Here is a 24,360-nt window from a genome sequence, read left to right on the forward strand (position 1 = left end):
GCGGAGGCTAGGGAGTGCAGGTGGTCGGCCGGGGCCGCGCGCGTGCTGCGGGCGTGACGTGGACGTGAACGGCCGGAGACGGCCGGGACCGCTACGGTTCGGGCCATGCGCGTGGTGGTCATCGGTGCTGGATTCGGCGGGTTGGGCGTCGCCCACGCCTTGAGGCAGGCGGGCGTCAGCGACGTCACGATCCTGGAGCGGTCCGACGAGGTCGGCGGGGTGTGGCGGGACAACACCTATCCCGGCGCCGCCTGCGACGTGCCCTCGCCGCTCTACTCCTGGTCGTGGGCGACCAACCCCGACTGGGGCCGCCGCTACTCCCCCCAGCCCGAGATCCTCGACTACATCCGGCGCACGGCCGCCGCCGACGGCCTGCTCGAGCTGGTGCGCACGGGCGTGGAGGTCTCCGCGATCGAGTACGACGACGCCGCATCGACCTGGCAGGTGGTCACCAACACCGGCACGTTCACCGCCGACATGGTCATCCCGGCGGTCGGGCAGCTCTCCAAGCCCGTGGTGCCGACCCTGCCCGGCGCGTCGACGTTCGCCGGGCCGGCCTTCCACTCCGCGCAGTGGCGCCACGACGTCGACCTGAGCGGCAAGCGCGTCGCGGTCATCGGCACCGGCGCGAGCGCGATCCAGTTCGTGCCGGGCATCGTGGACCGGGTCGGCGCGATCACGGTCTTCCAGCGGTCTGCGCCGTACGTCGTCCCGAAGCCCGACCAGGGCTACTCTCCGCGCCACCACCGGCTCTTCCACCGGCTCCCGGCGATCCCGGCCGGCGAGCGGCGCTTCGTGTACTGGCTCACCGAGCGGCTCAACGGCGCCCTGGCAGGCGAGTCACCCATCACCCGGCCGATGATCGCGGCACTGCGCACCGCATGGCGGCTGCAGCTGCGCCGCCAGGTGCGCGATCCCGAGCTGCGCCGCAAGCTGGTCCCCGACTACCCGATCGGGTGCAAGCGGCTGCTGTTCTCCAACGACTGGTACCCCGCGCTCGATCGCGACCACGTCGACGTGGTCACCGGCCGGATCACCGGCATCGAGTCCGACGGGGTGCGCACCGCCGACGGCGAGCTGCACCCGGCCGACGTGCTGATCTGGGGCACCGGTTTCGCCGCGACCGACTTCCTCGCCGGCATCGACGTCCGTGGCGCGGGCGGGGTGTCGCTCAAGGAGGTCTGGGCCGACGGAGCCCGCGCCCACCTGGGGATCACCGTGCCCGGGTTCCCCAACCTGTTCTGCATCTACGGCCCCAACACCAATCTCGGCGGCAGCTCGATCATCGGGATGATGGAGGCGCAGGCGGGCTGGATCGCTCAGGTCGCCCGCCGGGTCGCCGACGGCGCCGCGCGCCGGGTCGCCGTCCGGCGCGAGGTGTGGGACGACTACGACCGCGAGATGCAGGGCCGGCTGGGCGACAGCGTCTGGGCCGCGTGCGACAGCTGGTACGTCGACGGCAGCCGGATCACCACGAACTGGCCGGGCCTCGTCACCGAGTACAAGCGACGCACCGCGACCGTCGACTGGAGCGAGCTCGAAGAGGTCGGCCGGGCCTCCGGGCAATAGTCACGACGGGCCGGTAGTCGCTGTCCGTCCGCGTCAGGCGGCACCCGGGGATCAGGTCTTTGCTGGCGGGGTTCCACTCCCTCCAGAACGGCGGACCCTCATGTTCAGCAGGCTCAAGACACGGATGACCTACGCCAACGTCGCCAGCACGACGGCCCTGGTCATCGCCATCGGTGGCGGCGGTGCCGCGGTCGCGGCGACCATGGTGCCGGCCAACTCCGTCGCCTCGCGGCAGATCGTCAACAGCTCCGTGAAGAGCGTCGACCTCAAGGACGGCGGCGTCACCGGCGCCGACGTCAGGGACGGCGGGATCGCCGGCGGCGACCTCGCCGACGGCGCGATCGACCGGCCGGGCCTGTTCGGTCAGGGCAACCTGGGGATCGTCCGCGCTTACGCGTGGAACAGCTCCCCGAGCGCGAACGGCGACCTGACGAACAACGGCTACACCTACAACCGCTCGGGCGGTGCGGTCACCGTGGTGCACCACAGCGCCGGCAGCTACACGATCACCTTCGCGGGGCTGAGCCTGAACGGCGGGAACGTGGTCGTCTCGGGCTACGGCGGCAGCCCCACCTGGTGCACGGTGGGCTCCTGGGGAGACACCGCGGTGAACGTCAGCTGCTTCGACGCGGCCGGCGCCCCCGCCGACAGCTACTGGACGATCTCGATCAGCGACTGATCGCCCTGGGCCGGCGGGCCCGGGTGCCCGCCGGCTACCGTTCGCGGCGACCGACCACAGCGGCGGCAGCGAGGAACAGCGCCGCGGACACGACGGCGAGCCCGTGCATGCCGCCGACGAACCGGCCGGCGTGTCCGGGTGGACCGGCCACGGCGCCGTAGACCGCGATGCCGATCGCGCCGGCAGCCTGCCGCGCCGTGTTGTTCACCCCGGACGCGAGCCCGGAACGGTCCGGTTCGACCGCCGCGAGCGCGGCCGCCACCACCGCGGGGGTGAGCAGGCCGAGCCCGACACCCCAGAGCAGCAGGGGCACGGCCACGCCGGCGTACGACGTCCGGTCGTCCACGGTGAGGAGGGCCACGAAGCCGGCGGCCGCCACGACGAGCCCGGCGAGCATCGGCGGCCGCGGACCCACGCGAGCCGTGATCCGGCCCGTGACCGGCGCCAGCAGCGACAGCGGCGCGAAGAGCGGCAGCAGCACCACACCGGCGACCAGCGGTGAGCGGCCCTGGACGCCCTGGAGCAGGAGCGTCGTCACGAAGAGCATGCCCAACGTCGCCAGGTTCATCACCGCGGCGACGCCGTTCGCGACCACGAACGCCGGACGGCGCACGAGGTCCAGCGGCAGCATCGGGTCCGGCACGCGGCGCTCCACGAGCACGAACGCGACCGCGGCGGCCAACGCCAGGGTCGCTCCACCGGCGAGCATCGGCGCGCCCGCCCCTGCACCGCTCTCGACGGCGGTGAAGACCACCGCCGCGAGCGCCGACCCGGCCAGGAGGGACCCGATCACGTCCACGCGACGGCCTGCCGAACGTTCGGTGGGCGGCACGCCGCGGGCGACCACGACCGCGACAGCGGCCACCACCGGGAGGTTGACGAGGAACACCGCCCGCCAGGACACCCACTGCACGAGCACACCCCCGAGCAGGGGGCCGGCGGGCAGCGCCGTGCTCCCGACCGCCGCCCACACTCCGATCGCCCGGGCCTGCGCGGCGCGCTCCGGTACGGCGTCCCCGATCAGCGCCAAGGTCCCCGGCAGCAGCAGGGCCGCTCCGACACCCTGTGCCACCCGCGCGGCGACCAAGGCGGCGACCGACGGGGCCAGCCCGCACGCCAAGGACGCCGTCCCGAACACCGCGAGGCCGCTCAGCACGACGCCGCGGTGGCCGAGGACGTCGCCGGCGGTCCCACCGGCCAGGAGGACCGCGGCGAGCGCGACCGCGTAGCCGTCGACGACCCACTGCAGGCCGGCCAGCCCGACTCCGAGACCGTCCCCCAGGGACGGCAGCGCGACGTTCACGATCGTGACGTCCAGGAGCACGAGGAAGTAGCCGGCGCAGAGCGCCAGCAGGACGACCCGGGCCGAGGGCCTCACCGCCCGGCAGCCTCCAGCGCCTCGTCGAGATGGGCGAGCAGGTCGGTGGGGTCGGCGTACACCGCGACCGCCCCGGCGTCGAGCAGCTCCTGACGGCCGTAGCCTCCGGACAGCAGCCCGATCGTGGGGATGCCCTGCCGGTTGGCGGCCTCGACGTCCCACACCGCGTCGCCCACCATCACCGCACGGCCGCCGCCGACCTTCTGCAGGGCCTCGTCGAGCAGCTCGGGGTCGGGCTTGGACTCCTCGGCGTCCTCGCTGGTCGTCCAGTCGTCGGAGTGCTCGTCGGCCCGGAGGAGCTCCAGCGGGCGCTCGGCGTGCTTGGGGATGCTCGAGCTCGCGATCACGACCTTCAACCCGGCCCGGCCGACCGCGGCGAGCAGCTCGCGTGCCTGGTCGAAGAGCTGGGTCTGGTCGATGAGCTGGTCGTACTCCTTCTCCCACCGCTCGCGCAGCTCGTCGCCGTGCCGCTCCTCGGCGTCGTCACCGGCCACCGCGGCCACGAGCCGGTCGCCGCCCATGCCGATGTGACGGTGGATCGCCGAGATCGGGACGTGCCGGTCCAGCACCTGCTCGAACGCCCGCGACCATGCCAGCGCGTGGTGGTAGTTGGAGTCGAGCAGGGTGCCGTCGATGTCGAAGACGACGGTGTCGAACCCGGCAGTGTCTGGGGAGGCCATGCACCGACGGTTCCCGGTGGGACGGCGAGCATGCCCCTGCTCAGACGCCCGCGACCGCCTGCGCACGCGCCCAGCGGTAGTCCGCCTTGCCGGAGGGAGACCGCTCCACCCGGGGCACCCGGATGACCGCCTTCGGGATCTTGTAGCGGGCCACGTGACGACCGGCCTCGGCGAGCAGCTCGGCGTCGGTGGCGGTGCTGTCCTCGGCCAGCTGCACCACAGCCACGGGCTCGCTGCCCCAGCGCTCGGAGGGGCGGCCGACCACGACCACGTCGCGGACGTCGGGGTGCCCGGCGAGGGCCCGCTCCACCTCCTCGACGAAGATCTTCTCGCCGCCGGAGTTGATCGTGACCCCGTCGCGGCCGAGCAGCTCGATCCGCCCGTCGTCGAGGTAGCGGGCCCGGTCGCCGGGGATCGCGAACCGGACGCCGTCGATGACCGGGAACGTCCGCGCGGTCTTGTCGGGGTCGCCGAGGTAGCCCAGCGGGACCCGGCCGCGCTGCGCGAGCCAGCCGCCGCCCTCGCCGGGCTCGAGCACTCGCGTGAACAGGTCGTCGACGACCGTCGTGGCCGCCACCGGGGTGAAGGTGGCGGTCTCGGCCTCCATGCCCTTGGCCGACATCGAGCTCATCTGCAGGCCGGTCTCCGAGGCCCCGGCGGCGTCCATCACCAGGATGTGCGGCAGGGCCTCGAGCAGCCGCGCGCGGACACCGGGCGTCAGCGGCGCACTGCCGTTGTTGACCGCGGCGAGGCCGGACAGGTCGTAGTCGCCGCGCTCGATCTCCTCCACGAGCGGGCGCGCCACCGCGTCGCCCACCACGGGGATGCTCACGACCCGCTCGCGCACGGCCACGCGCAGCGCGTCCGCGGGGTCGAAGCGGTGCACGTCGTCCGGCAGCACGATCCGCCCGCCGCCGGTGATCGTGTGGAACGTCGACCACTGCGCGGCGCCGTGCATGAACGGCGGGACCATCAGCAACGTCAGCCCGCCGCCGGCCGCGCGGGCGGCGTCCGCGATGGCGTCGTACGACGTGAACGGCTCGGTCGTCCCGAACGGCGTCCCGCCCATCGAGGTGACGTAGATGTCGTCGTTGCGCCACAGCACGCCCTTGGGCATGCCGGTGGTCCCGCCGGTGTAGAGCACGAACAGGTCGTCGCCACTCGGCACGGGCATCCCGGTCGCGGGGGCCGAGGTCCACAGCAGCGACTCGTAGTCCAGGGCACCCGGCAGCAGGTCGTGGCCGGACTCGTCCGCGACCTGGACCAGCAGCTCGAGGTCCGGCAGCCGATCGCGGATCGCGGCGACCTGCGGCGCGAACTCGGCGTGGTAGACGAGGGCCCGGGTGCGGGCGTCGGTCAGCAGGTAGAGCAGCTCGTCGGTCACGTAGCGGTAGTTGACGTTGAACGGCGCCACCCGCGCGCGGTAGCCCGCCACCATCGCCTCGAGGTACTCGTTGCCGTTGCGCAGGTACAGCCCCACGTGGTCCTGGCCCGACTCGTGACCGGCCAGGTCACCACGCTCGGTGTGGCAGCCGAGCCCGTGCGTCACCAGCGCGTGGGCGAGCCCGTCGATGCGCGCGTCCAGCTCGGCGTACGTCAGCCGCCGGTCGCGCCAGACCAGCACCTCCTGGTCGGGCACCGCGCGCGCGACGGTCGCGAAGACCTCGGAGAGGTTGAAGCCGTCCGGGCCGGGTCCGGGCATCGTGCCGCCTCACTAGAACGGGTTCTTGTCCGGTGGATCGTAGCCGCTGGGCGTGACGTGGACCACAGCTCGCTGACGAGCGGAGCGGCCCCCGAACACGTACGGTGTCCCGGTCACGTATCGGTGTACCAGTACACCTATCTCCGGAGGTCACGATGCCCCACGAACGTCTCGAGGACGTGCTGCACGAGGCCTTCACGGAGCTGACCCTGCACGGCGACATCTACCTCGCCGACTTCGCCGAGACCCTCTCCCCCGGTCTGGGCCGGGGCCCGGTCAAGGCACTGTTCAAGCTCCGCCGGCTCGGCCCGCTGCGGGTCAAGGACCTCGCGGTGCAGCTGCGCCTGGACTCCACCACGGTCACCCGGCACGTCGACGACCTCGAGCGCCGCGACCTGGTGGTGCGCGAGACCGACCGCACCGACGGCCGCGCCACCGTGGTCCGGCTGTCGCCGCGCGCGGTCGAGCTGCTCGACGACGCCGAGGTCGAGCGCCGCGGCAAGCTGCGCGACGGCCTGCAGGACTGGTCGCCCTCGGACCGTACGACGTTCGTCCGACTGCTCAGCCGGTTCGTCCAGCGCGACGACCTGGCGGCCACCGCCGCCGCCATCACCTACTCCCACCCCGATACGAGGGACCGATGACCGACTCCACCGAGACCGACACCCCCGCGGCCCACCCTGAGGGGGACCACGAGACCCATCACCTGGGTCACCCGATCGAGGGCGCCACCGACGCCGAGGTCGCCGCGCACACCTCGTCGCGTCGCGCGCGCCTGGAGCTGTTCGTGGTCGGGTTCGCCGCGCTGGCGGTCTCGCTGACGCAGGCGCTGCTGATCCCGGTGCTGGCCACGCTGCCGGCGACGCTCGACACCTCCGCCAGCAACGTGGAGTGGCTGCTGACCTCCACGCTGCTGGTCGGTGCGGTCGCCGTACCCATCTTCGGCCGACTCGGCGACATGTTCGGCAAGCGCCGGATGATGCTGGTCGCCCTGTCGATGCTCGTGGTCGGGTCGCTGATCACCTGCTTCACCAGCGACATCGCGCTGCTGATCGTCGGGCGCGCGGTCCAGGGTGCCTCGATGGCCACGATCCCGCTGGGCATCAGCCTGCTCAGCTCCACGCTGCCGCGCGAGCGGGTCGGCGCGGCGGTCGCCGTGATCAGCGCGATGCTCGGCGTCGGCGGCGCACTGGCGCTGCCCGTCGCCAGCCTGATCGCGGAGCACGCCGACTTCCACGCGCTGTTCTGGATCACCGCGGTCGGTGGCGCGATCGCCACGGTCGCCGTGCTCCTCGTCGTGCCCGAGGCGCCCACCCGCAGCGGCGGCCGGCTCGACCTGGTCGGCGGCGTGCTGCTCAGCGCGACGCTCGTCTCGCTGCTGCTCCCGCTGGCCCAGACGGCGAGCTGGGGCTGGGGGTCGGGCCGCGTGCTCGGGCTGCTCGCGCTCTCGGCGGTGCTGCTCGTGGTCTTCGGCTGGTCGCAGACCCGGATCCGCGAGCCGCTGGTCGACCTGGTCGCGCTGCGCCGCCGCCCGATCGTGCTGACGAACGTGACCTCGATCCTGTTCGGCTTCGCGCTCTTCGCCTCGATGATCGGCACGGCGGGCTACGTCCAGGCCCCGAAGGAGACCGGCTACGGCTTCGGGGCCTCGATCCTGGTCAGCGGGCTGGTGATGCTGCCCAGCGGGCTGATGATGCTGTTCTTCGCCCCCGTCGCCGCGCAGCTGATCCGGCGGCGCGGCGCCCCGCAGACCCTGGCGCTCGGCGCCTCGATCGTGGCTCTCAGCTGGGTCGTGCGGATCGCGTTCACCGGCTCGATCTGGTGGGTCGTGGTCGGCGGTATCGTGCTGGGCATCGGCACCGGCATCGGGTACGCCGCGATGCCGACGCTGATCAATGAGCACACGCCCGTCCACGAGCTCGCGGCCGCCAACGGCCTCAACACCCTCGCTCGCAGCATCGGCACGACGCTGGCCAGCGCGATCGGCGGTAGCATCCTGGCCGCCGCGACGGTCAGCCTGGGCGGGTTCGAGCTGCCCTCGTTGACGGCGTACCGCGAGCTGTTCGTGCTGTGCGTGGCCGCCTCGACCGTCGCCGCGGTGCTGGCCCTGACGATCCCCAAGGAGCGCATCGGCTGAGCGCAGCGCAGACCGACAGTCCATGGATTGACTGCTCACCCGTTCGGGTACGGACCGCGGGTGAGGTCGACCGCGCGTGTCCGAGCTGCGGTGGGGGCCACGCTCGTGGTGGCCCTCGCCACCGCCTGCGCCCCGCAGGCGCCCGACCACTCGTCCTGGACCGACCAGGCGCGCACCTCCCTCGAGGACACCGCCAGCGAGGTCGCCACAGTCGGGCTGCTGCTGCGGCTCGAGGCGCAGGACAAGGTGCCCGGGAAGTACCAGCAGGTCGTCGCCCAGGACAGCGAGGAGGCGGTCGGCGCCACCATGGCCACGTTCGGCGGCGAGCAGCCCGAGCCGGCCGACGACGCGACGTACGACCGCGTGACCGGCCTGATGTCCGACGCGTCCGACCTGCTCAGCAAGGTGCGGATCGCGATCGTGCGACGCGACACCAGCGCCTACCCCCGCCTCCACGACCAGCTCGTCCAGCTCGAGCGCAAGCTCACCGACGCGGCGAAGGGCCTGAGGTGAAGAAGTACTTCGCCGTCGCGCTCGGCATCCTCACCGCAATCGGCGGGTTCGTCGACATCGGCGACCTGGTCACCAACGCCCAGGTCGGCGCCCGCTTCGGCCTCTCCCTCTCCTGGGTCGTGCTCGTGGGGGTCCTCGGCATCTGCGTGTTCGCGGAGATGTCCGGGCGGGTCGCGGCGGTCAGTGGGCGGGCCACCTTCGACCTGGTGCGCGAGCGGCTGGGGCCGCGTCTCGGGATGCTCAACCTGGTCGCCTCGATGCTGATCACGTTCCTGACGTTCGTCGCCGAGATCGGCGGCGTCGCTCTCTCGCTCCAGCTGGTCGCCTCGGTCCACCTGCTGCTGATCGTGCCGGTCGTCGGCTTCTTCGTCTGGCTGCTGCTCTGGCGCGCCAAGTTCAGCGCGATCGAGAACGTGCTGGGCCTGCTCGGCCTCGCGCTGATCGTGTTCGCCGTCGGCCTGTGGCAGCTCGGCCCCGACTGGGGTGCCCTGGCCCACCAGGCCGCGGCCGCGCACAAGCCCGCCGACGAGGAGTGGAGCACGTTCGCCTACTACGCGGTGGCGCTCTTCGGCGCGGCGATGACGCCGTACGAGGTGTTCTTCTTCTCCTCCGGCGGCGTCGAGGAGCACTGGACCCCCGAGGACATCCCCACGATGCGCGCCAACGTGTTCATCGGCTTCCCGCTCGGCGGGCTGCTGTCGTTCGCGATCGCCGGCAGCGCCTGGGTGGTGCTCGGCCCTTTGAACATCACCGTCGACAGTCTCGGCCAGGTGGGTCTCCCGGTGGCGGCCGCGCTCGGCAAGGTCGGCCTCGCGGTCGCGATCCTCGGCTTCGTCGCCGCGACCTTCGGGGCGGCCTGCGAGACCGGGCTCAGCGTGGGCTACAGCATCGCCCAGTACTTCGGCGCCCAGTGGGGCAAGTACGTGCGCCCCAGCCAGGCGACCGCCTTCCACGCGATGCTGGTCCTGGCGACGCTCGCCGCGACGGCGTTCCTGATGACGGCCGTCGACCCGATCCTGGTGACGGAGGTGTCGGTGGTGTTCTCCGCGGTCGCGCTGCCACTGACCTACCTCCCCATCCTGGTGGTGGCCAACGACCCCGACTACATGGGCGAGCACGTCAACGGCCGGCTCGCCAACGGGCTGGGCAGCGTCTACCTGGTCGTGATCGTGGTCGCCGCGGTCGCGGCGCTCCCCCTGATGATCTGGACGAGGATGGGCCAGTGACCGCGCGCACCGGGACACCCCGTGAGAACCGCCTCGAGCAGACGATCGACGGCGCCCTGCACCTGCTCGACCGGCAGCTCATCGACTGCGACGGCCATCTGCTCGGCAAGGTCGACGACGTCGAGCTCACCCAGGTCGGCGACGACCTCGCGATCACCGCGGTCCTCACCGGCCCGGCCGCCCTGCTGTCGCGCCTCGGCGGCCGGCTCGGCGGCGCGCTGGTGGCGAAGTGGACCCAGCTCAAGGTCTCCGAGCCGCACCGCTCCCGGCCCTGGCGCATCGACATCGCGGACGTCGAGCGCCTCGACAGCGCCGTGCACCTGTCCGTACGCCGCGACGGCGTGCTCCGCCGCGACCGCGAGGGCCACCGGCTCGGCCGGCTCACCGGGATGGACGTGCTCGGCCCCGCCGACGAGCGGATCGGCCGGGTGCTCGACGCCCGGTTCGAGCCGCACGACGACGGCTCGCTGGTGCTCTGCTCGCTGATCGTCGGACGCGGGCGGCCCGGCTCGCTGCTCGGCTACGACCGGCGCAGCGACCAGGGCCCCTGGCTGGTGCGGAGCGTCGTACGCCGCCTGCACCGGCACACGGTGATCGTCGGCGCCGAGGCCGCCGAGATCTCCTGGGCCGACGCGACCGTCCGCGTGCGCGAGCGCCCTACCGAGGCCCCGCGCCACCCGTTCGACTAGCGCAGGACGACCGGCACCCGCGCCCAACCGCCGACCGGCGGGGTCTCGCGCACCGCCGGCCGGTCCGGTGCCGGCTCGATCCACTGCGTCGCGGCCAGCAACTCCTCGACGACCACCCGCAGCTCCATCAGCGTCAGGTCGCGTCCGGGACAGACGTGCGGGCCGATGCCGAACACCAGGTTGGCGGCGGCGTGGCCGACGGGGTCGTACTCGTCGGGGTCGCCGAACACCTCGGGGTCCCGGTTGGCGGCCGTCCAGTTCAGCAGCACGCGACCACCGGCGGGGATCTGCTCACCACCCAGCTCGACCTCGCGGGTGGTCACGCGTCGGTTGGCGACGAACGGGTCGTCGATGCGCAGGATCTCCTCGACCGCGGTCTCGACGGCGGCCCGGTCACCGGCCTCGACCAGGGCACGCACCTCCCGCTGGACGGCCGGGTGGGTGGCGAGGAAGTGCACGATCACGCCGACCGACGTGGCCAGCGAGCCGAGGTCCCCGGCGGTCCAGTTGCGCAGGATCGAGACCACCTCCTCGTCGCTCAGCTGCACACCGTCGACGCTGTCGGCCAGCAGCTCGCCGGTGACGTCGGTGACGGGGCGGCCCCGGCGAGCCTCGAGCAGGGTGCGGATCAGCCGGTCGAACCGCTCGGCCACCTCGGCGGTGCGAGCCCGGTCCCCCGACCTGGTGGCGGCGTGGTTGTCCTGCATCCAGGCGACCAGCTCGGCCTCGAGCTCGGGCGGCCAGCCGAGCCACGCCGACTGCGAGCGGACGGCGTACGGCACGCCGATCTGCCCGATGGTCTTCACCGTCGCGTCCCGGGGCAGCGCCGCGACGATCGCCGCTGCGTGGTCACGGCACTGCGGCTCCTCCCGGGCGACCCGCTCGGGCGTCAGGTAGCGGTCGACGACCGCGCGGTACGCCTTGTGCTCCGCCCCGTCCAGGCTGTTGGGGATCGCCCGGCGGCTGCTGACGGCGCTGGAGTACGTCGCCGGGTCGGCCGCCGCGGCGACCACCTCCGCGTGCCGCAGCGCCACCCAGGAGCCGCCCTCGTGCGCCACGGGGCACCTGGCCCGCAGCGCGTCGTACACCTCGCGCTGGTCCGCCTGACCGGTGTCGACCTCGACCGGCTCGCCCACGGCAGCTCTCGCTCTCTCCTCGGTCCGGCGACCCACGCTACCGGCGGCGCTCAGCGGCGTTTCGGCTCGCCTGCCGAGGGCTACTGTCGAACCATGATCGGTTTCCTCATCGCCGGCTTGATCATCGGAGCGCTCGCGCGCCTCATCAAGCCCGGCCGGCAGAACCTCGGCATCCTCGCGACCCTCGGCCTCGGCCTGGTCGGCTCGCTCATCGGCGGCCTGATCGCATCCGCGCTCGGCACCGGCAGCATCTGGGAGCTCAACGTGCTCGGCTTCGTCCTGGCGGTCATCGCCGCCGTCCTGCTCATCGGGGTCGCCGAGGCCGTCGCCGGCAAGGACCGCGCCCGGGTCTGACCCGCGGAGCTACGCCGCCCGGTGGCTGCCGTTGGTCAGCCACACGTCCCGCAGGCTCCACATCAGCTCCGCGAGGGCCCGCTCCTCCAGCCGGCCCCGGGCTCGCGCGACACCGGCCACCGACGGCAGGTGGTCCCAGAACGCCTCCGGCAGGACCGCCGCCCCGGTCCAGGCGGTGACCACCGCGACGGCCCCCTGCACCGACTCGGCCGACAGCGCGTCGAACTCCGGGCAGTCCCGCCCCGCGTGCAACGTGCAGCGCAGCGGCGCCGCGACGAGCTCTCCGCACCACCCGCAGTGCAGGCAGGCCTCGGACATCACGTCCCGGGACTGACGCAGCCGCACCTCCGGGTCGCGCTCACGCCGCTCGAGCCACAGCTGCTGTCCGTGACGCTGACCGCAGACGGCCACGCTCGCGCCGTCTCCGGTCTGCATCGACCACAGGACCTGGTGCTCCTCGACGGTCACGCCCGTCGACCGGTTGTCGGGGTTCATGTGCCCTCAACGCCGCTCCCCGCGCCCGGGTCACGGAGCGATCCGAGATAACCGACAAGGGCCTAGACCATTCGCAGCGCCGACTCGGCGCATCTGCACGCCGGCCGGGGGCCGAGTCGGCGCATCTGCACGCCGGCCGGGGGCCGAGTCGGCGCATCTGCACGCGCACCCACCCCACCGCGGACTCCGTGCGCGCCGGGCGTGGGCGCTGGTCGAGGCTCGCTCGCGGCGATCGCCGACTCGGCTCGGTCCACACGCTCGAAGGGCCGGTTCACAGCGCACTGCGCTGTGAACCGGCCCTTCTCTCGTGTGGAGCTGAGGGGACTCGAACCCCTGACCCTCTGCATGCCATGCAGATGCGCTACCAGCTGCGCCACAGCCCCATTGCTTCCCTCAGACGTACGAGGTGACAACTCGCGGAATACTAGCCAACCGGCCCGGCCGATGCGAAATCGACCCCCCTGATCGGCGTGCCTAGGATCCCACCCATGCCCGCCGAGCCCCCCGAGCCTGCCGCGTCACCGCGCTCGGAGGCCCGGACCCCTGTCGAGGCGCTGGCCGGCTATCGCCCGGAGCTCGACGGTCTGCGCGCCGTCGCCGTCTATCTGGTGCTGCTGTTCCACGCCGGAGTCGGGTGGTTCGCGGGCGGGTTCGTGGGCGTGGACCTGTTCTTCGTGCTCTCGGGGTTCTTGGTGGCGCAGGTGGTGCTGCGCGAGGTGGACCACCGGGGTCGACTGCCGCTGGGTTGGTTCTACTCCCGGCGCGTACGCCGCCTGCTGCCGGCCGCGATCGTCGTGGTGGTGCTCACCGCGGCGCTGCAGCTGCTGGTGACCTCGCTCCCGCTGCGCGAGGAGATGGTCGACGATGCCCGGGCGTCGCTGCTCTACTACGCCAACTGGCACTTCATCGCCGAGTCCCGCGACTACTTCGCCGCCCAGGACGCGGCGAGCCCGTTCCTGCACTTCTGGTCGCTCTCGATCGAGGAGCAGTTCTACATCGCGTTCCCGCTGGTCGTCGTAGCGGCCTACCGCTGGTCGCGGCGGCCCGGCCGGACGTTGGCCGCGACGGTCGGGGCGGTCGGCGTCGCCTCGGTCGCGCTGCAGGTGTGGCGGGCGGGCGACGACGCCGGCTACGCCTACTACGCCACCGAGACCCGGGTCTACCAGCTGGCCGCCGGCGTGCTGCTCGCGCTCGGCACCCGAGCCCTGGTCGACCGCGGTGCCGTGCCCGGGCGCCGCGCGGGATGGGCGGCACCGCTCGGCCTCGTGGCGCTGCTGGTCGTCGGCTCGGGCATCGCGGACCCCTCCCCCTCGGCGCGCGGCCTGCTCGCCGCGGCCGCCGCGGTCGTGGCGATCGCCGGCCTGTGGGCAGCGCCGTACGCCGGGACCGCGCGGGCGCTCGCGCTGCCGGTGCCGCGGTACCTCGGCCAGGTGTCCTACGGCACCTACCTGTGGCACTGGCCGGTGCTGCTCGTGCTGCGCGCGGTGTTCGACGTGCGCCCGGTGGTGCTCGCCGTGCTCGGCGGCGTCGTGGCCACCGGGCTGGCCGCGCTGTCCCACCAGGTCCTCGAACGCCCGATCCGGCGCGCCCCAGCGCTCGACCCCCGCCGCTGGACGGTCGTGGCCTCCGCCCTGGCGGTCTCCACGCTCGTCGCGACCGTCGTGGTGCCGGTCGTGCTGCACGCCGACCAACGCCCGGCACTGACGGCTGCGCGAGGCGACGGCGCGTCCCTCCACGGCGGCGCGCTCGACCGACCGGTGCCCGACGGCCTCGACCTGAGCGCGGCGAAGGCCGACGTTCCCCCGCTCGTGGACCTGTGCACGGCGGCCGACCCCGACGCGTGCACGGTGGTCCACGGGGACGGACCGCATGTCCTGCTGGTCGGCGACAGCCAGGCACAGATGTTCGTCGCCGCGTTCGAGCAGCTCGCCCGCGACCACGACCTCACGCTCTCGATCGGTGTCGTCCCGGCCTGCATGTGGCAGGCGGGCCTGCAGAACGAGCTGTCGAACGACGAGGAGCAGGCGACCTGCCGGGAGGCGCGCGAGGAGTTCTACCGCGACGAGCTCCCCCGGCTCGAGCCCGACGTCGTGGTCGCGATCAGCATGGCGCACTCGGCCGACCGGTGGGCCGACGACCTCACCGCCCCGGGAGGTCCTGCAGGCGAGACGCTCGCCGAGCGGCTGCGGCGTACGACGACCGCGACCGCGGCCGCGATCCGGGGCACGGGCGCCCACCTGGTGCTCGTCAAGAGCCTGCTCGGCACCGAGGGCTTCGACACCGACGGCTTCGACCCGATCGACTGCCTGGCCACCGCCGACCGGCTCGGCGACTGCGCCGTGGTGCCGCCCCTGGAGCGGCCCGCGCTGGACGGGGTCTACGACGACCTCGCGCTCACCGACCCCGGCGTCGCCAGCGTCGACCTCAACCCGGTCGTGTGCGTCGGGACCCCCGCCTGCCTGCCGGTGGTGGGCGACCGGGTCGTCTGGAAGGACCGCGACCACGTCACGGCGGGGTTCCTGGTCGACCGGCGCGACCTGATCTGGCGCCGGCTGACGGCCACGGGCTACCTCGGCTGATCCGCCACCCGGTTGTAGGCCACCAGCCGCAGCACGCCACCGGCGTCGGGCAGGTCGAGCAGCGCCCAGCCGCAGTTGGCCATGCCGTGCAGCGCGGCGCGCTGGGTGACCGGCCAGCCGATCAGCGCCGGCACGGCGTCGCGGATCGCGGCCCCGTGGGAGACCGCGACCGCGAGCTCACCCGGGCCGACGGTGGCCAGCAGCTCGAGCAGCGCGGAGCTCATCCGGGCGGCGACCTCGGTCGCCTTCTCGCCCCCGGGCACGACGTCGAAGTCGCCGGACCGGAACGCCGCGAACTCCTCCGGCGCGGTCGCGGCGTACTCCTGGTGGGTCAGGCCCTGCCGCTCGGCGAGGTAGTACTCACGCAGGCGGGCGTCGTACGTCGGGTCCAGGCCGGTCTCCTTGGCGACGTAGGCCGCGGTCTGCCGGGCCCGGGCGCTGTCGGAGGACCAGAGCGCGACCGGGCCGAGGGTCGCGATCACCGCGGCGGCCGCGGCCGCCTGGGCGTGGCCGGTGTCGTCGAGCTCGGACTCGAGCTGGCCCTGGACCCGGCCCGATGCGTTCCACGCGGTCCGGCCGTGCCGGAGCAGCAGCAGGCGGCGCGCCTCGCTCACCGGCGCGGGTCGCCGGCGGTGACGTCGGCCGGGAGGCTGATCGACGGGCAGTCGCGCCACAGCCGTTCGAGGGCGTAGAACTCCCGCTCCTCCTCGTGCTGCACGTGCACGACGATCTCGCCGTAGTCGATGAGCACCCAGCGCCCGTCGCGCTCGCCCTCGCGGCGGACCGGCTTGGCCCCGATCTCGCGCAGCTTGTCCTCGATCTCGTCGACGATCGCCTTGACCTGACGGTCGTTGGACGCCGAGGCGAGCAGGAACGCGTCGGTGATCGCCAGCTGCTCGCTGACGTCGAAGGCGATGATGTGGTGCGCGAGCTTGTCGGACGCTGCGCGGGCGGCGGCCTGGACGAGCTCGACGGCGCGGTCAGTGGCGGTCACGGGACTTCCTGAGGGTAGAGGTCGTGCTTGGCGATGTACTGGACGACGCCGTCGGGCACCAGGTACCAGACCGGCTCGCCACGCTGCTTGCGCTTGCGGCAGTCGGTCGACGAGATCGCCAGGGCGGGGATCTCCACGATCGTCACCCGTTCGGACGGGATCGTGGCGAGCGCCGCCTCGTCCATGGTGTACCCCGGCCGGGTGCAGCCCACGAACCGCGCGAGCCCGAAGAGCTCCTCGGCGTCGCGCCAGGTGAAGATCTCGGCGAGCGCGTCCACACCGGTGATGAAGTAGAGCTCGGCGTCGGGCAGCTGGGTGCTCAGGTCGCGCAGCGTGTCGATCGTGTACGTCGGGCCCTGCCGGTCGATGTCGACGCGGGAGACGGTGAACCGGGGGTTGGCGGCCGTGGCGATCACGGTCATCAGGTAGCGGTGCTCCGCCGGGGACACCCCGCGGTGGGACTTCTGCCACGGGTCGCCGGTCGGCACGAACACGACCTCGTCGAGGTCGAACCACGCCTGCACCTCGGAGGCGGCCACGAGGTGGCCATGGTGGATCGGGTCGAAGGTGCCACCCATGACGCCGACCCGCCGGCGGGCCGGGTCGGTGGCGGCGGTCACGCGCTCGGTGGTCAGCTGTGCTCTCGTCCCGAGCCGAAGATCAGCAGCGCACCCAGCAGCACGAGCAGGATGGCCAGCGCGATGCCGCCGACCAGCCAGTGGTTGGGCACGTTCTCGTTGACGGTCTCCTCGGCGACGAGGGCGATGGCGAACGCGTTCAGCATGGCCGACACCCTACCGGGCGGTCACCCGCTGCCCCACTCGCCGGCACACTCAGCGGACATGCCCGTCCCCGGTGACGACGTACTTGGTCGACGTCATCTCGGGCAGTCCCATGGGGCCGCGGGCGTGCAACTTCTGGGTGCTGATGCCGATCTCGGCGCCGAACCCGAACTCACCGCCGTCGGTGAAGCGCGTCGAGGCGTTGACCAGCACCGCGGCGGAGTCGACCGCGGCGGTGAACCGCCGGGCCGCGGCGAGGTCCTCGGTCACGATCGCCTCGGTGTGCTGGCTGGAGAAGCGGCGGATGTGGCCGATGGCCGCGTCGAGGTCGGGTACGACGGCCGCGGAGATGTCGAGCGAGAGGTACTCCTGCGCGTAGTCCTCGTCGGTCGCCGCGACGACCCCGTCCTCGGCCTGGAACCGCTCGTCGCCGTGCACGGTCACCCCGGCCTCCTGGAGGGCGGCGACGACCCGCGGCACGAAGGTCTCCGCGATGTCGGCGTGCACGAGCAGCGACTCGGCGGCGTTGCAGACGCTGGTGCGGTGGGTCTTGGCGTTCAGCACGATCGCGAGCGCCTTGTCCGGGTCAGCCGCGCGGTCGACGTACACGTGGCAGTTGCCGACCCCGGTCTCGATCACGGGGACCGTCGACTCCTCGACCACCGAGCGGATCAGCCCGGCGCCTCCGCGCGGGATCAGCACGTCGACGTGCCCACGCGCCCGCATCAGGGCCTTCACGCTGTCGTGGGTCTCGCCCGGCACCAGCTGGACCGCGTCGGGGTCGAGGCCGGCGCCCGCGATCGCGTCGCGGAGGACCGCCACGATCGCGGCGTTGCTGGAGCGGGCGCTCGAGCTGCCCCGCAGGAGCACGGCGTTGCCGGACTTCAGGCAGATGCCGGCGGCGTCGGCGGTGACGTTGGGGCGGGCCTCGTAGATCATCCCGACCACGCCGAAGGGCACCCGCACCTGCCGCAGCTCCAGGCCGTTGGCCAGGGTGCCGCCCCGCACGACCTCCCCGACCGGGTCCGGGAGCCCGGCCACGTCGCGCAGGCCCTGGCTCATGCCTGCGACCCGCTCGGGGGTGAGCCGCAGCCGGTCGACGATGTTGGGTGGCGTCCCGCCGGCCTCGGCGCGGGCCACGTCCTCGGCGTTCGCGGCCAGGACCTCCGGCTCGCGGGCCAGCAGCGCATCGGCCATCATCTCGAGCGCGCGGTCCTTCTCAGCGCGGGTCGCCAGGGCCAGGCCGTGACTCGCGGCGCGGGCGCGCTCGGCGACGGCGACCACCTGGTCCATCGCCCCGCCGGCGGCCGGGTCGTGCTCGGTGCTCATGGGCCGAGGGTAGTTCCAGCACGTCCGGACGGGACCCCGGTCTCGCGGCTCGGCAACCAAACGCGTCCCCGGCGCGTCGTACGCTGCGTCATCTCATCGCAGCGACCGCTGCCGTCGGGGAAGGACCCTCACGTTGATCCGCTCGACCTCTCGCGCACTCGCGCTCATCGCCTCGCTCGGGCTCGCGGTGCCAGTCGCCACCGCGCTGCCCGCGGCCAACGCCACTCCCGACCACGCCCCGTCGAGCCGCGCCGCCGACTCCGCGGCGCCCCTGACCCTGTGGGCCCCCAAGGCCGTGACGGCCTACTCCTACAAGAAGCGCGCCTGGACCGACCTCGGGCTGCGGCTGATCGCCGAGGGCGCGCCGTTCGAGATCTGGTCCCACCGGCCCGACTACGACCAGCCCATCCAGAGCGTCTGGCACACCGCGGACGGCGACGTCCCCCTGCCGGCGGGCGCGATGAGCGACTTCTCGGGCATCGACGGGTTCCTGTCGGTCCAGATCACCCCGAAGAAGGGCGGCGACGCGCTCCACCTGGTCCGCAAGGCCTGCCTCAACGGCTACTCCGAGCGGGTCCGGCCCGATGCGCCGGCGCGTTCGGGCTACCCCCAGGGCTGCTGGTACAACCCCTACAGCCTCGGGTCCGTCCAGGGCATCCAGCAGGGCTGGGCCTCGCCGATCCTCTCCCAGGGCCGCCCGCTCCCGCTGACGCCCGGAAAGTACACCGTCGTCGCGACGATCGCGCCGAAGTACGCGACCGCGTTCGGGATGACCCCGGCGGAGGCCACTCGCACCACCGAGCTCACCGTCACTCGCGAGCAGCGCGGCGACGGTGGCGGCGGGATGTCCGTCCCGCACGCCGCCGGGCGCACGGTGGCCAGTCCGGCCGCGCACCGGCCCACCGGTCCCCAGGGCCGTGTCGACGAGACCGGTCCGCAGCCCGACCTGCGCTCGCTCCCCGCCTGGGGCATCAACCTGTCGAAGAACACCAACTACCTGCGCTTCTCGGCCACGGTCTGGAACGCCGGCGACAGCCCGCTGGTCGTCGACGGCTTCCGTCGCGACGGCGAGGACGAGATGGACGCCTACCAGTACTTCTTCGACGCGACCGGCACCCAGACCGGGTACCAGCCCGTCGGGCACATGCACTGGGACCCCAAGCCCTCCCACCAGCACTGGCACTTCGAGGACTTCGCCCGCTACTCGCTGCTCGACTCCGACCAGAAGGAGACGGCCGTCTCGAAGAAGGAGGCGTTCTGCCTCGCCAACACCGACGCCGTCGACCTCACGGTGCCCGACGCCGACTGGAACCCCGAGAACACCGACCTCTCGACGTCATGCGGTGACTACTCCTCGCTCTCGATCCGCGAGGTCCTCGCCGCCGGCTGGGGCGACACCTACACGCAGTACCGCGCCGGGCAGTCCTTCGACATCCGCAAGCTCCCCAACGGCACCTACTACATCTCGGTGGCGGCCAACCCGGAGCACAACCTCGTCGAGGAGTCGACGGACAACAACGTGTCCCTGCGCAAGATCGTGCTCGGCGGCAAGCCGGGACACCGCACCGTGACCGTGCCGCAGGTCGGCATCATCAAGGAGGGCGGGTACGGCGGGATGGGCTGACCCGCCCAGCAGGCTCAGGTCCGCCAGTCGGCGGGCTTGCCCCCGAGGGTGTCGTCGTCGATGAGCGGCGGCACCCCGGGGCCCTCGGGCAGCGTGATCTCGACCGTCCCGCGCAGGTCGGCGCTCGACGCCCCGACCGAGACCAGGAACGTCCCGGCCTCCCGGCGCCACGCACCGGCGCCGACGTCGTACCACGCGAAGTCGCGACCGGTCAGGCTGAGCTCGACGGTGCGGGTCTCGCCGGGTGCCAGCGTGACGCTCTCGAAGGCCTTGAGCTCGCGCACCGGACGGCGCACGGCGGCCTCGGGGTCCCCGACGTAGACCTGGACGACCTCGGTGCCGGTGCGCTCCCCGGTGTTGGTGAGCGTGACGCCCACGCCTACCTCCCCCGCCTCGGCGTCGAGGACCTCGACCCGCGGCTGCGACCACGAGACGGTCGTGTAGGAGAGCCCGTGGCCGAACGGGTAGCGCGGTGCGATGTCGCGGGCGTCGTACCAGCGGTGCCCGACGAACACGCCCTCCGCGTAGCGGACGTGGGCCCGCTCGCCGGGGAACTCCAGGTACGCCGGGGTGTCCTCGAGGCGGCGCGGCAGCGTCTCGGCCAACCGGCCCGTGGGCTCGGCCGAGCCGGTCAGCACCCGGGCCAGCGCCCGGCCGCCGCCCTGGCCGAGCAGACCCGCCCAGACGACCGCGGCGGCCGCGTCGTGCCACTCCTCGTCCAGCGCGACCGGGGCACCGGCCATCACGACCACGACGAGGCGGGTGTCGACGCCCGCCAGCTCGCCGAGCAGCTCGCGCTGCGCCTGCGGGAGGTCGAGCGTGGTGCGGTCGCGCGCCTCCTCCTCCGAGCGCAGCGGCAGCCCGACGACGACCACGGTGACGTCGCTGGCGGCGGCCAGGCCGACCGCCTCGGCCCGCAGCTCGAGGTCCGTGCGCGGGTCCGCGGCAGCGGCGGCGTCCCCGGGCCGCAGCACCCGGCCGTCCGCACCGGCGAGGTCGACGGCGTCGCGGTCCTGGTAGCCCAGCGCGTGCTGCACGCGGTCGTCACCGAGCAGCTCGCGCAGCTCGACCAGCGGCACGTCGACGCGCGTCGGCAGCACCCCGGCCGAGCCGCCCCCTTGGAGACGGGCCCGCTCGGCGTACTCCCCGATCACCGCGACGGTGCCGGACCCCGAGGGACGGATCGGCAGCACGCCGTCGTTGCGGAGCAGCACGACGCACCGCTCGGCCAGGGCGCGCGCGACCTCGTGGTGGGCCTCGTGGTCGACCGGCTCCGGCGAGGTGCCGGCCGCGCGGGCCGCCAGCCGCAGCACGCGCTCGGCCGAGCGGTCCACCAGCGCCTCGGGGATCTCACCGGCCACGACCGCGCGCACCACCTCGACGTCCGTGCGGCCCGGCTTGCCGGGCATCTCCAGGTCGAGCCCGGCACGCAGCGCGGCGACCCGGTCGTGCACGGCGTCCCAGTCGGACACGACGGCACCCTCGAAGCCCCACTCGTCGCGCAGCACCTCGGTGAGCAGCCACTCGTGCTGGGAGGAGTGGACGCCGTTGATGCGGTTGTAGGCGCACATCACCGTCCACGGGTCCGCGCCGCGGACGACGCGTTCGAACCCGGCGAGGTAGACCTCGCGCAGCGTGCGCTCGTCGAGGTCGGAGGACGCCCAGAACCGCGACGTCTCCTGGTTGTTGGCCGCGAAGTGCTTCAGCGAGGTGCCCACCCCGCGTGACTGCACGCCCTGGACGTACGCCGTCGCGAGCTCACCGGCGACGACCGGGTCCTCCGAGAGGTACTCGAAGTTGCGCCCGCAAAGCGGGTGGCGCTTGATGTTGATGCCCGGCCCGAGCAGCACCTGCACGCCGGCCGCGCGGGTCTCGGCGCCGAGCGTCTCGCCCGCCTGACGCAGCACGGCGCGGTCCCAGCTCGCCGCGAGGGCGGACAACGTGGGCAGGCAGGTGGCGGGGTACCAGACCATGTCCTCCCCGGTCTCGCGACGCAGGCCGTGCGGCCCGTCGGCGACCTCGGCCGACGGCACGCCGACCCGCTCGACCGGGTGCGTGCGCCACGCGTCGTGCCCGGTGAGCAGCTGGGCCTTCTCAGGCAGGGTCAGGGCGGTGAGCCAGGTCGCGGCCTGCTCGGTGGGGTGCATGGGGAGTCCTCGGTGGTCGGTGACGGACGGGGATCGGACGGGGTCAGGTGGTGGTGACGACGGAGGCCGGCAGGGACCCGGCGTCGAGACGGCCGGCGAGGGCCGGCACCGCCGCGCGGTCGGTCAGGGCCACGGCCTCGAGCAGCGCGCCCAGGACGGGTGGCCGAGAGAGCAGTCGTGGGCGGGAGCCGGGCAGCCGCTCGGTGAGACGGCGGGCGAGCTCCTCACGGAAGAGGGGTACGTCGGAGAGCGCGACCGACCCACCGAGCACGACGGGCAGCTCGGCGTCGGGTGGGATCCCCGCCTCCCGGGCGACCCAGGCGGCGTAGCCGGCGAAGGCCACGGCCTGCTCGTCCACCAGCCCGTGGGCGACCCGGTCGCCGTCGGCGGCCGCCTGCAGGACGACCCGGGCCGCCCCGTGGCCGTGCACCGGCACCGGGTCCTCGCGCCGGGTGGTCCAGTGGCGGAGCGTGACGACGTCGGGGGCGCCGTACAGCGAGAGCAGCCGTGCGGTGAGCGTGGTCTCCTCCCCCAGGCCCTGGTGGGCGAGGTAGACGGCCCGAAGCCCCCGCGCGGTGAGCCCCGACCCGCCCAGGTGGTCCAGCGCCCACCAGCCCAGGCACGCCTCCTGCCCCGCGGCGGAGCGCGCCACGACCGCGGGACCGGTGCCGGCGGCCAGGGCCAGGCCGTAGCCGGCGGTCACCCCCGCACGCAGGGTGGCGAAGCCGTCGTTGCGGACCACCAGGGGCGGGTCACCGGGCAGGGCCTCGTCCGCGAGGACGGCGCGCCAGAACGCCTCGTCCTCGGGCCAGTCGACGCCCGCGAGACAGAACGCGGCCGACCGCAGCGGTGCGCCCGGATCGCCCGTGGCCGCCAGGGCGTCGCGGGTCGCGGAGAGCACGTTGGCCACGGCCACCCGCTCGTCCTCGGCGCCGTAGACATCGCCGTTCCCGGACCGGCCCCACCCCAGGACCGCGCCGTCGCCGTCGCAGACGACGGCCACGGTCTTGGAGTTGCCGGCGTCGACGCCGAGGTAGCGCCAGCTCATCCCAGGAGCCTGGCCGGCAGGTGCGCGGCGTGGGCGTGGGCCATCTCGTCGTACAGCTCCTCGGCGACCGCCAGGGTCGGGACCATCGGGCTGGCGGCCAGGGCACGCACCCCATCGGCGCGGGTGCCCTCCCAGCCGGCCTTCGCGACGAGCTTCTGGAACTCCGCCAGGTGCTGCACGAGCGCCAGCGGCGCCGACGGGAGCGGAGCCTGCGGCTCGGGGTGGAAGCCGGCGGCGTCGACGGTGCCCCAAACCTCGACCACGGTGTCCTCGCTGAAGCCCGGGAGCACGCCACCGGTGTTGGGCACGTTGACGGGCAGCCGGGCGCCGGTGTCGTTGTAGTGCGCGCTCATCACGTCGATCGCGAGCTCCAGCTCGTGGATGCCGCCGCGGGACCGGGCCGGGTCCAGGTCGGGCACCTCCGCGGCCGCCTGCTCCTCGTAGTGCGCCCAGTAGTCGGGCAGCACCGCGAGGATGTCCTCGGCGCGCGTGCGGCGGGCGCCCTGCTGGGCGCGGAGCACCTCCTCACGGAAGTAGTAGTACTGGAAGTACTCGGCCGGCACCGACTCCATCACGGCCGCCAGGTGCAGCATCCGTCGGGCGTTGCCGGTCAGCGTCGGGTCGTCGCGCCGCTCCTCCCACGCACGCTGCAGCAGCGGGATCAGGTCGGCCCCGTCGTAGGTGTGCTCGGTCGACCAGCACTGGTGGTTGAGCCCGGCCATCCGCACGTGCGCCCGCTCGGGGTCGAGGCCGGCCGCGCGCAGCGTGACCGGCGGGAACACCATCGGCCCCTCGCACATGGACCAGATCGGTACGTCGGAGTAGGTGGTCACCGCCTGGGAGACGATGTTGACCGGGTTGGTGTAGTTGAAGATCCGGGCCCGGGGCGCGACCGCCTCGATGTCGGCCACGATGCCGCGGAACTCCGCGATCGAGCGCAGCGCCATGAACATGCCGCCGGGCCCCTGGGTCTCCTGGCCGATGACCCCGTGCTTGAGCGGGATCCGTTCGTCGATGGCCCGCGCCGCGAAGTCACCGGGGCGGAAGCTGGTCAGCACCGCGTCGGAGTCGGTGAGCGCCGCGCGCCGGTCGGTGGTCGCGGTCACGGTCAGGTCGACGCCGCGGACCGCGGCCAGCTTCGTCGCGATCGTGCGGACGACCTCCAGCCGGTCGGGGTCCAGGTCGACGAGGACCATCTCGGAGCCGGAGAACTCCGCGCCGTGCCAGATGAACGAGGCCATCGTGCCGGCAGCCCGGGAGGAGCCGCCGCCGACGTAGACCATCTTGATGCGTGCCACG

General features: G+C 73.3%; 23 protein-coding genes and 1 tRNA gene. 10 read left to right on the forward strand and 14 right to left on the reverse strand.

All coding sequences use genetic code 11. The features are described 5' to 3' along the window. The first annotated feature begins 105 nt into the window (after positions 1-105). Positions 106-1,569 (forward strand): flavin-containing monooxygenase, encoded by a 1,464-nt coding sequence (locus tag AC3ANS_RS14400; RefSeq protein ID WP_488292270.1) that lies wholly within the window; start codon positions 106-108, stop codon positions 1,567-1,569. Positions 1,570-1,693: 124 nt separating this feature from the next. Beyond that, a complete protein-coding gene (locus AC3ANS_RS14405; RefSeq protein WP_488292271.1) occupies positions 1,694-2,248 on the forward strand; it encodes a hypothetical protein in 555 nt (184 codons plus the stop codon). Positions 2,249-2,282: 34 nt separating this feature from the next. Here the strand turns inward: AC3ANS_RS14405 and AC3ANS_RS14410 are convergent, their stop codons facing one another. From AC3ANS_RS14410 to AC3ANS_RS14420, 3 genes are read right to left on the reverse strand one after another with little or no spacing between them, the layout of a single operon-like run. Further along, positions 2,283-3,626: an MFS transporter gene (locus tag AC3ANS_RS14410; protein ID WP_488292272.1), complete on the reverse strand. Its 1,344-nt coding sequence runs from the start codon at positions 3,624-3,626 to the stop codon at positions 2,283-2,285. Beyond that, positions 3,623-4,306 carry an HAD family hydrolase gene (locus AC3ANS_RS14415; RefSeq protein ID WP_488292273.1) on the reverse strand — a complete coding sequence of 228 codons (684 nt, stop codon included), beginning with the start codon at positions 4,304-4,306 and terminating at the stop codon, positions 3,623-3,625. The genes AC3ANS_RS14410 and AC3ANS_RS14415 overlap by 4 nt, the downstream gene beginning before the upstream one ends. 40 nt (positions 4,307-4,346) lie before the next feature. After that, positions 4,347-6,008 carry an acyl-CoA synthetase gene (locus tag AC3ANS_RS14420; protein WP_488292274.1) on the reverse strand — a complete coding sequence of 554 codons (1,662 nt, stop codon included), beginning with the start codon at positions 6,006-6,008 and terminating at the stop codon, positions 4,347-4,349. Between the two features lie 155 nt (positions 6,009-6,163). Here AC3ANS_RS14420 and AC3ANS_RS14425 point away from each other — a divergent pair, with 155 nt between their 5' ends. From AC3ANS_RS14425 to AC3ANS_RS14445, 5 genes are read left to right on the forward strand one after another with little or no spacing between them, the layout of a single operon-like run. Further along, positions 6,164-6,652 (forward strand): MarR family winged helix-turn-helix transcriptional regulator, encoded by a 489-nt coding sequence (locus tag AC3ANS_RS14425; protein ID WP_488292275.1) that lies wholly within the window; start codon positions 6,164-6,166, stop codon positions 6,650-6,652. Further along, complete coding sequence (locus AC3ANS_RS14430; protein ID WP_488292276.1) at positions 6,649-8,145, forward strand: MFS transporter; 1,497 nt, start codon at positions 6,649-6,651, stop codon at positions 8,143-8,145. Before AC3ANS_RS14425 ends, AC3ANS_RS14430 begins: the two co-directional genes overlap by 4 nt. A gap of 60 nt (positions 8,146-8,205) precedes the next feature. Continuing rightward, positions 8,206-8,658: a hypothetical protein gene (locus AC3ANS_RS14435; protein WP_488292277.1), complete on the forward strand. Its 453-nt coding sequence runs from the start codon at positions 8,206-8,208 to the stop codon at positions 8,656-8,658. Beyond that, on the forward strand, positions 8,655-9,884 hold the full coding sequence (locus AC3ANS_RS14440; protein ID WP_488292278.1) for an NRAMP family divalent metal transporter: 1,230 nt from the start codon (positions 8,655-8,657) through the stop codon (positions 9,882-9,884). The genes AC3ANS_RS14435 and AC3ANS_RS14440 overlap by 4 nt, the downstream gene beginning before the upstream one ends. Then, positions 9,881-10,573, forward strand: a complete 693-nt coding sequence (locus AC3ANS_RS14445; protein WP_488292279.1) for a hypothetical protein — start codon at positions 9,881-9,883, stop codon at positions 10,571-10,573. The genes AC3ANS_RS14440 and AC3ANS_RS14445 overlap by 4 nt, the downstream gene beginning before the upstream one ends. Here the strand turns inward: AC3ANS_RS14445 and AC3ANS_RS14450 are convergent. After that, positions 10,570-11,709 carry a cytochrome P450 gene (locus AC3ANS_RS14450; protein WP_488292280.1) on the reverse strand — a complete coding sequence of 380 codons (1,140 nt, stop codon included), beginning with the start codon at positions 11,707-11,709 and terminating at the stop codon, positions 10,570-10,572. The genes AC3ANS_RS14445 and AC3ANS_RS14450 overlap by 4 nt on opposite strands. Before the next feature lie 93 nt (positions 11,710-11,802). Between AC3ANS_RS14450 and AC3ANS_RS14455 the strand changes: the two genes are divergently transcribed. Next, on the forward strand, positions 11,803-12,063 hold the full coding sequence (locus AC3ANS_RS14455) for a GlsB/YeaQ/YmgE family stress response membrane protein (RefSeq protein WP_488292281.1): 261 nt from the start codon (positions 11,803-11,805) through the stop codon (positions 12,061-12,063). A 9-nt stretch (positions 12,064-12,072) separates the two neighbouring features. Here the strand turns inward: AC3ANS_RS14455 and AC3ANS_RS14460 are convergent, their stop codons facing one another. Together AC3ANS_RS14460 and AC3ANS_RS14465 are read right to left on the reverse strand one after the other, a co-directional pair. Further along, on the reverse strand, positions 12,073-12,558 hold the full coding sequence (locus AC3ANS_RS14460; protein WP_488292282.1) for a hypothetical protein: 486 nt from the start codon (positions 12,556-12,558) through the stop codon (positions 12,073-12,075). Between the two features lie 310 nt (positions 12,559-12,868). After that, positions 12,869-12,941, reverse strand: a tRNA-Ala gene (locus AC3ANS_RS14465). A gap of 105 nt (positions 12,942-13,046) precedes the next feature. Here AC3ANS_RS14465 and AC3ANS_RS14470 point away from each other — a divergent pair. Then, the gene (locus tag AC3ANS_RS14470; protein WP_488292283.1) at positions 13,047-15,137 is read left to right on the forward strand and encodes an acyltransferase family protein; all 2,091 of its coding nucleotides are present in this window, start codon (positions 13,047-13,049) and stop codon (positions 15,135-15,137) included. On the opposite strand, the gene AC3ANS_RS14475 is transcribed toward AC3ANS_RS14470, so the two are convergent. Genes AC3ANS_RS14475 through AC3ANS_RS14495 form a run of 5 tightly spaced genes read right to left on the reverse strand, consistent with a single transcriptional unit; the run spans position 15,125 to position 18,242 of the window. Then, positions 15,125-15,751, reverse strand: a complete 627-nt coding sequence (locus AC3ANS_RS14475) for a histidine phosphatase family protein (protein ID WP_488292284.1) — start codon at positions 15,749-15,751, stop codon at positions 15,125-15,127. The two genes, AC3ANS_RS14470 and AC3ANS_RS14475, sit on opposite strands and share 13 nt — an antisense overlap. Then, positions 15,748-16,131, reverse strand: a complete 384-nt coding sequence (gene rsfS, locus AC3ANS_RS14480) for a ribosome silencing factor (protein ID WP_488292285.1) — start codon at positions 16,129-16,131, stop codon at positions 15,748-15,750. The genes AC3ANS_RS14475 and rsfS overlap by 4 nt, the downstream gene beginning before the upstream one ends. Next, the gene (gene nadD, locus AC3ANS_RS14485; RefSeq protein ID WP_488292286.1) at positions 16,128-16,751 is read right to left on the reverse strand and encodes a nicotinate-nucleotide adenylyltransferase; all 624 of its coding nucleotides are present in this window, start codon (positions 16,749-16,751) and stop codon (positions 16,128-16,130) included. Before nadD ends, rsfS begins: the two co-directional genes overlap by 4 nt. Before the next feature lie 11 nt (positions 16,752-16,762). Continuing rightward, positions 16,763-16,915 carry a hypothetical protein gene (locus AC3ANS_RS14490; protein ID WP_488292287.1) on the reverse strand — a complete coding sequence of 51 codons (153 nt, stop codon included), beginning with the start codon at positions 16,913-16,915 and terminating at the stop codon, positions 16,763-16,765. Positions 16,916-16,964: 49 nt separating this feature from the next. Further along, the gene (locus AC3ANS_RS14495) at positions 16,965-18,242 is read right to left on the reverse strand and encodes a glutamate-5-semialdehyde dehydrogenase (RefSeq protein WP_488292288.1); all 1,278 of its coding nucleotides are present in this window, start codon (positions 18,240-18,242) and stop codon (positions 16,965-16,967) included. A gap of 133 nt (positions 18,243-18,375) precedes the next feature. Here AC3ANS_RS14495 and AC3ANS_RS14500 point away from each other — a divergent pair, with 133 nt between their 5' ends. After that, positions 18,376-19,866, forward strand: coding sequence for a lysyl oxidase family protein (locus AC3ANS_RS14500; RefSeq protein ID WP_488292289.1), 1,491 nt, complete (start codon positions 18,376-18,378; stop codon positions 19,864-19,866). A gap of 14 nt (positions 19,867-19,880) precedes the next feature. Here the strand turns inward: AC3ANS_RS14500 and AC3ANS_RS14505 are convergent, their stop codons facing one another. The 3 genes from AC3ANS_RS14505 to AC3ANS_RS14515 are packed head-to-tail and all read right to left on the reverse strand — an operon-like array spanning position 19,881 to position 24,359. Continuing rightward, positions 19,881-22,013, reverse strand: coding sequence for a glycoside hydrolase family 3 C-terminal domain-containing protein (locus AC3ANS_RS14505; protein WP_488292290.1), 2,133 nt, complete (start codon positions 22,011-22,013; stop codon positions 19,881-19,883). Positions 22,014-22,056: 43 nt separating this feature from the next. Next, positions 22,057-23,061, reverse strand: coding sequence for an N-acetylglucosamine kinase (locus AC3ANS_RS14510; RefSeq protein ID WP_488292291.1), 1,005 nt, complete (start codon positions 23,059-23,061; stop codon positions 22,057-22,059). Continuing rightward, positions 23,058-24,359, reverse strand: a complete 1,302-nt coding sequence (locus AC3ANS_RS14515) for a family 4 glycosyl hydrolase (RefSeq protein WP_488292292.1) — start codon at positions 24,357-24,359, stop codon at positions 23,058-23,060. Before AC3ANS_RS14515 ends, AC3ANS_RS14510 begins: the two co-directional genes overlap by 4 nt. Between the last annotated feature and the right edge of the window lies 1 nt (position 24,360).

It is taken from the genome of Nocardia sp. 149-1B, from assembly GCF_057747975.1.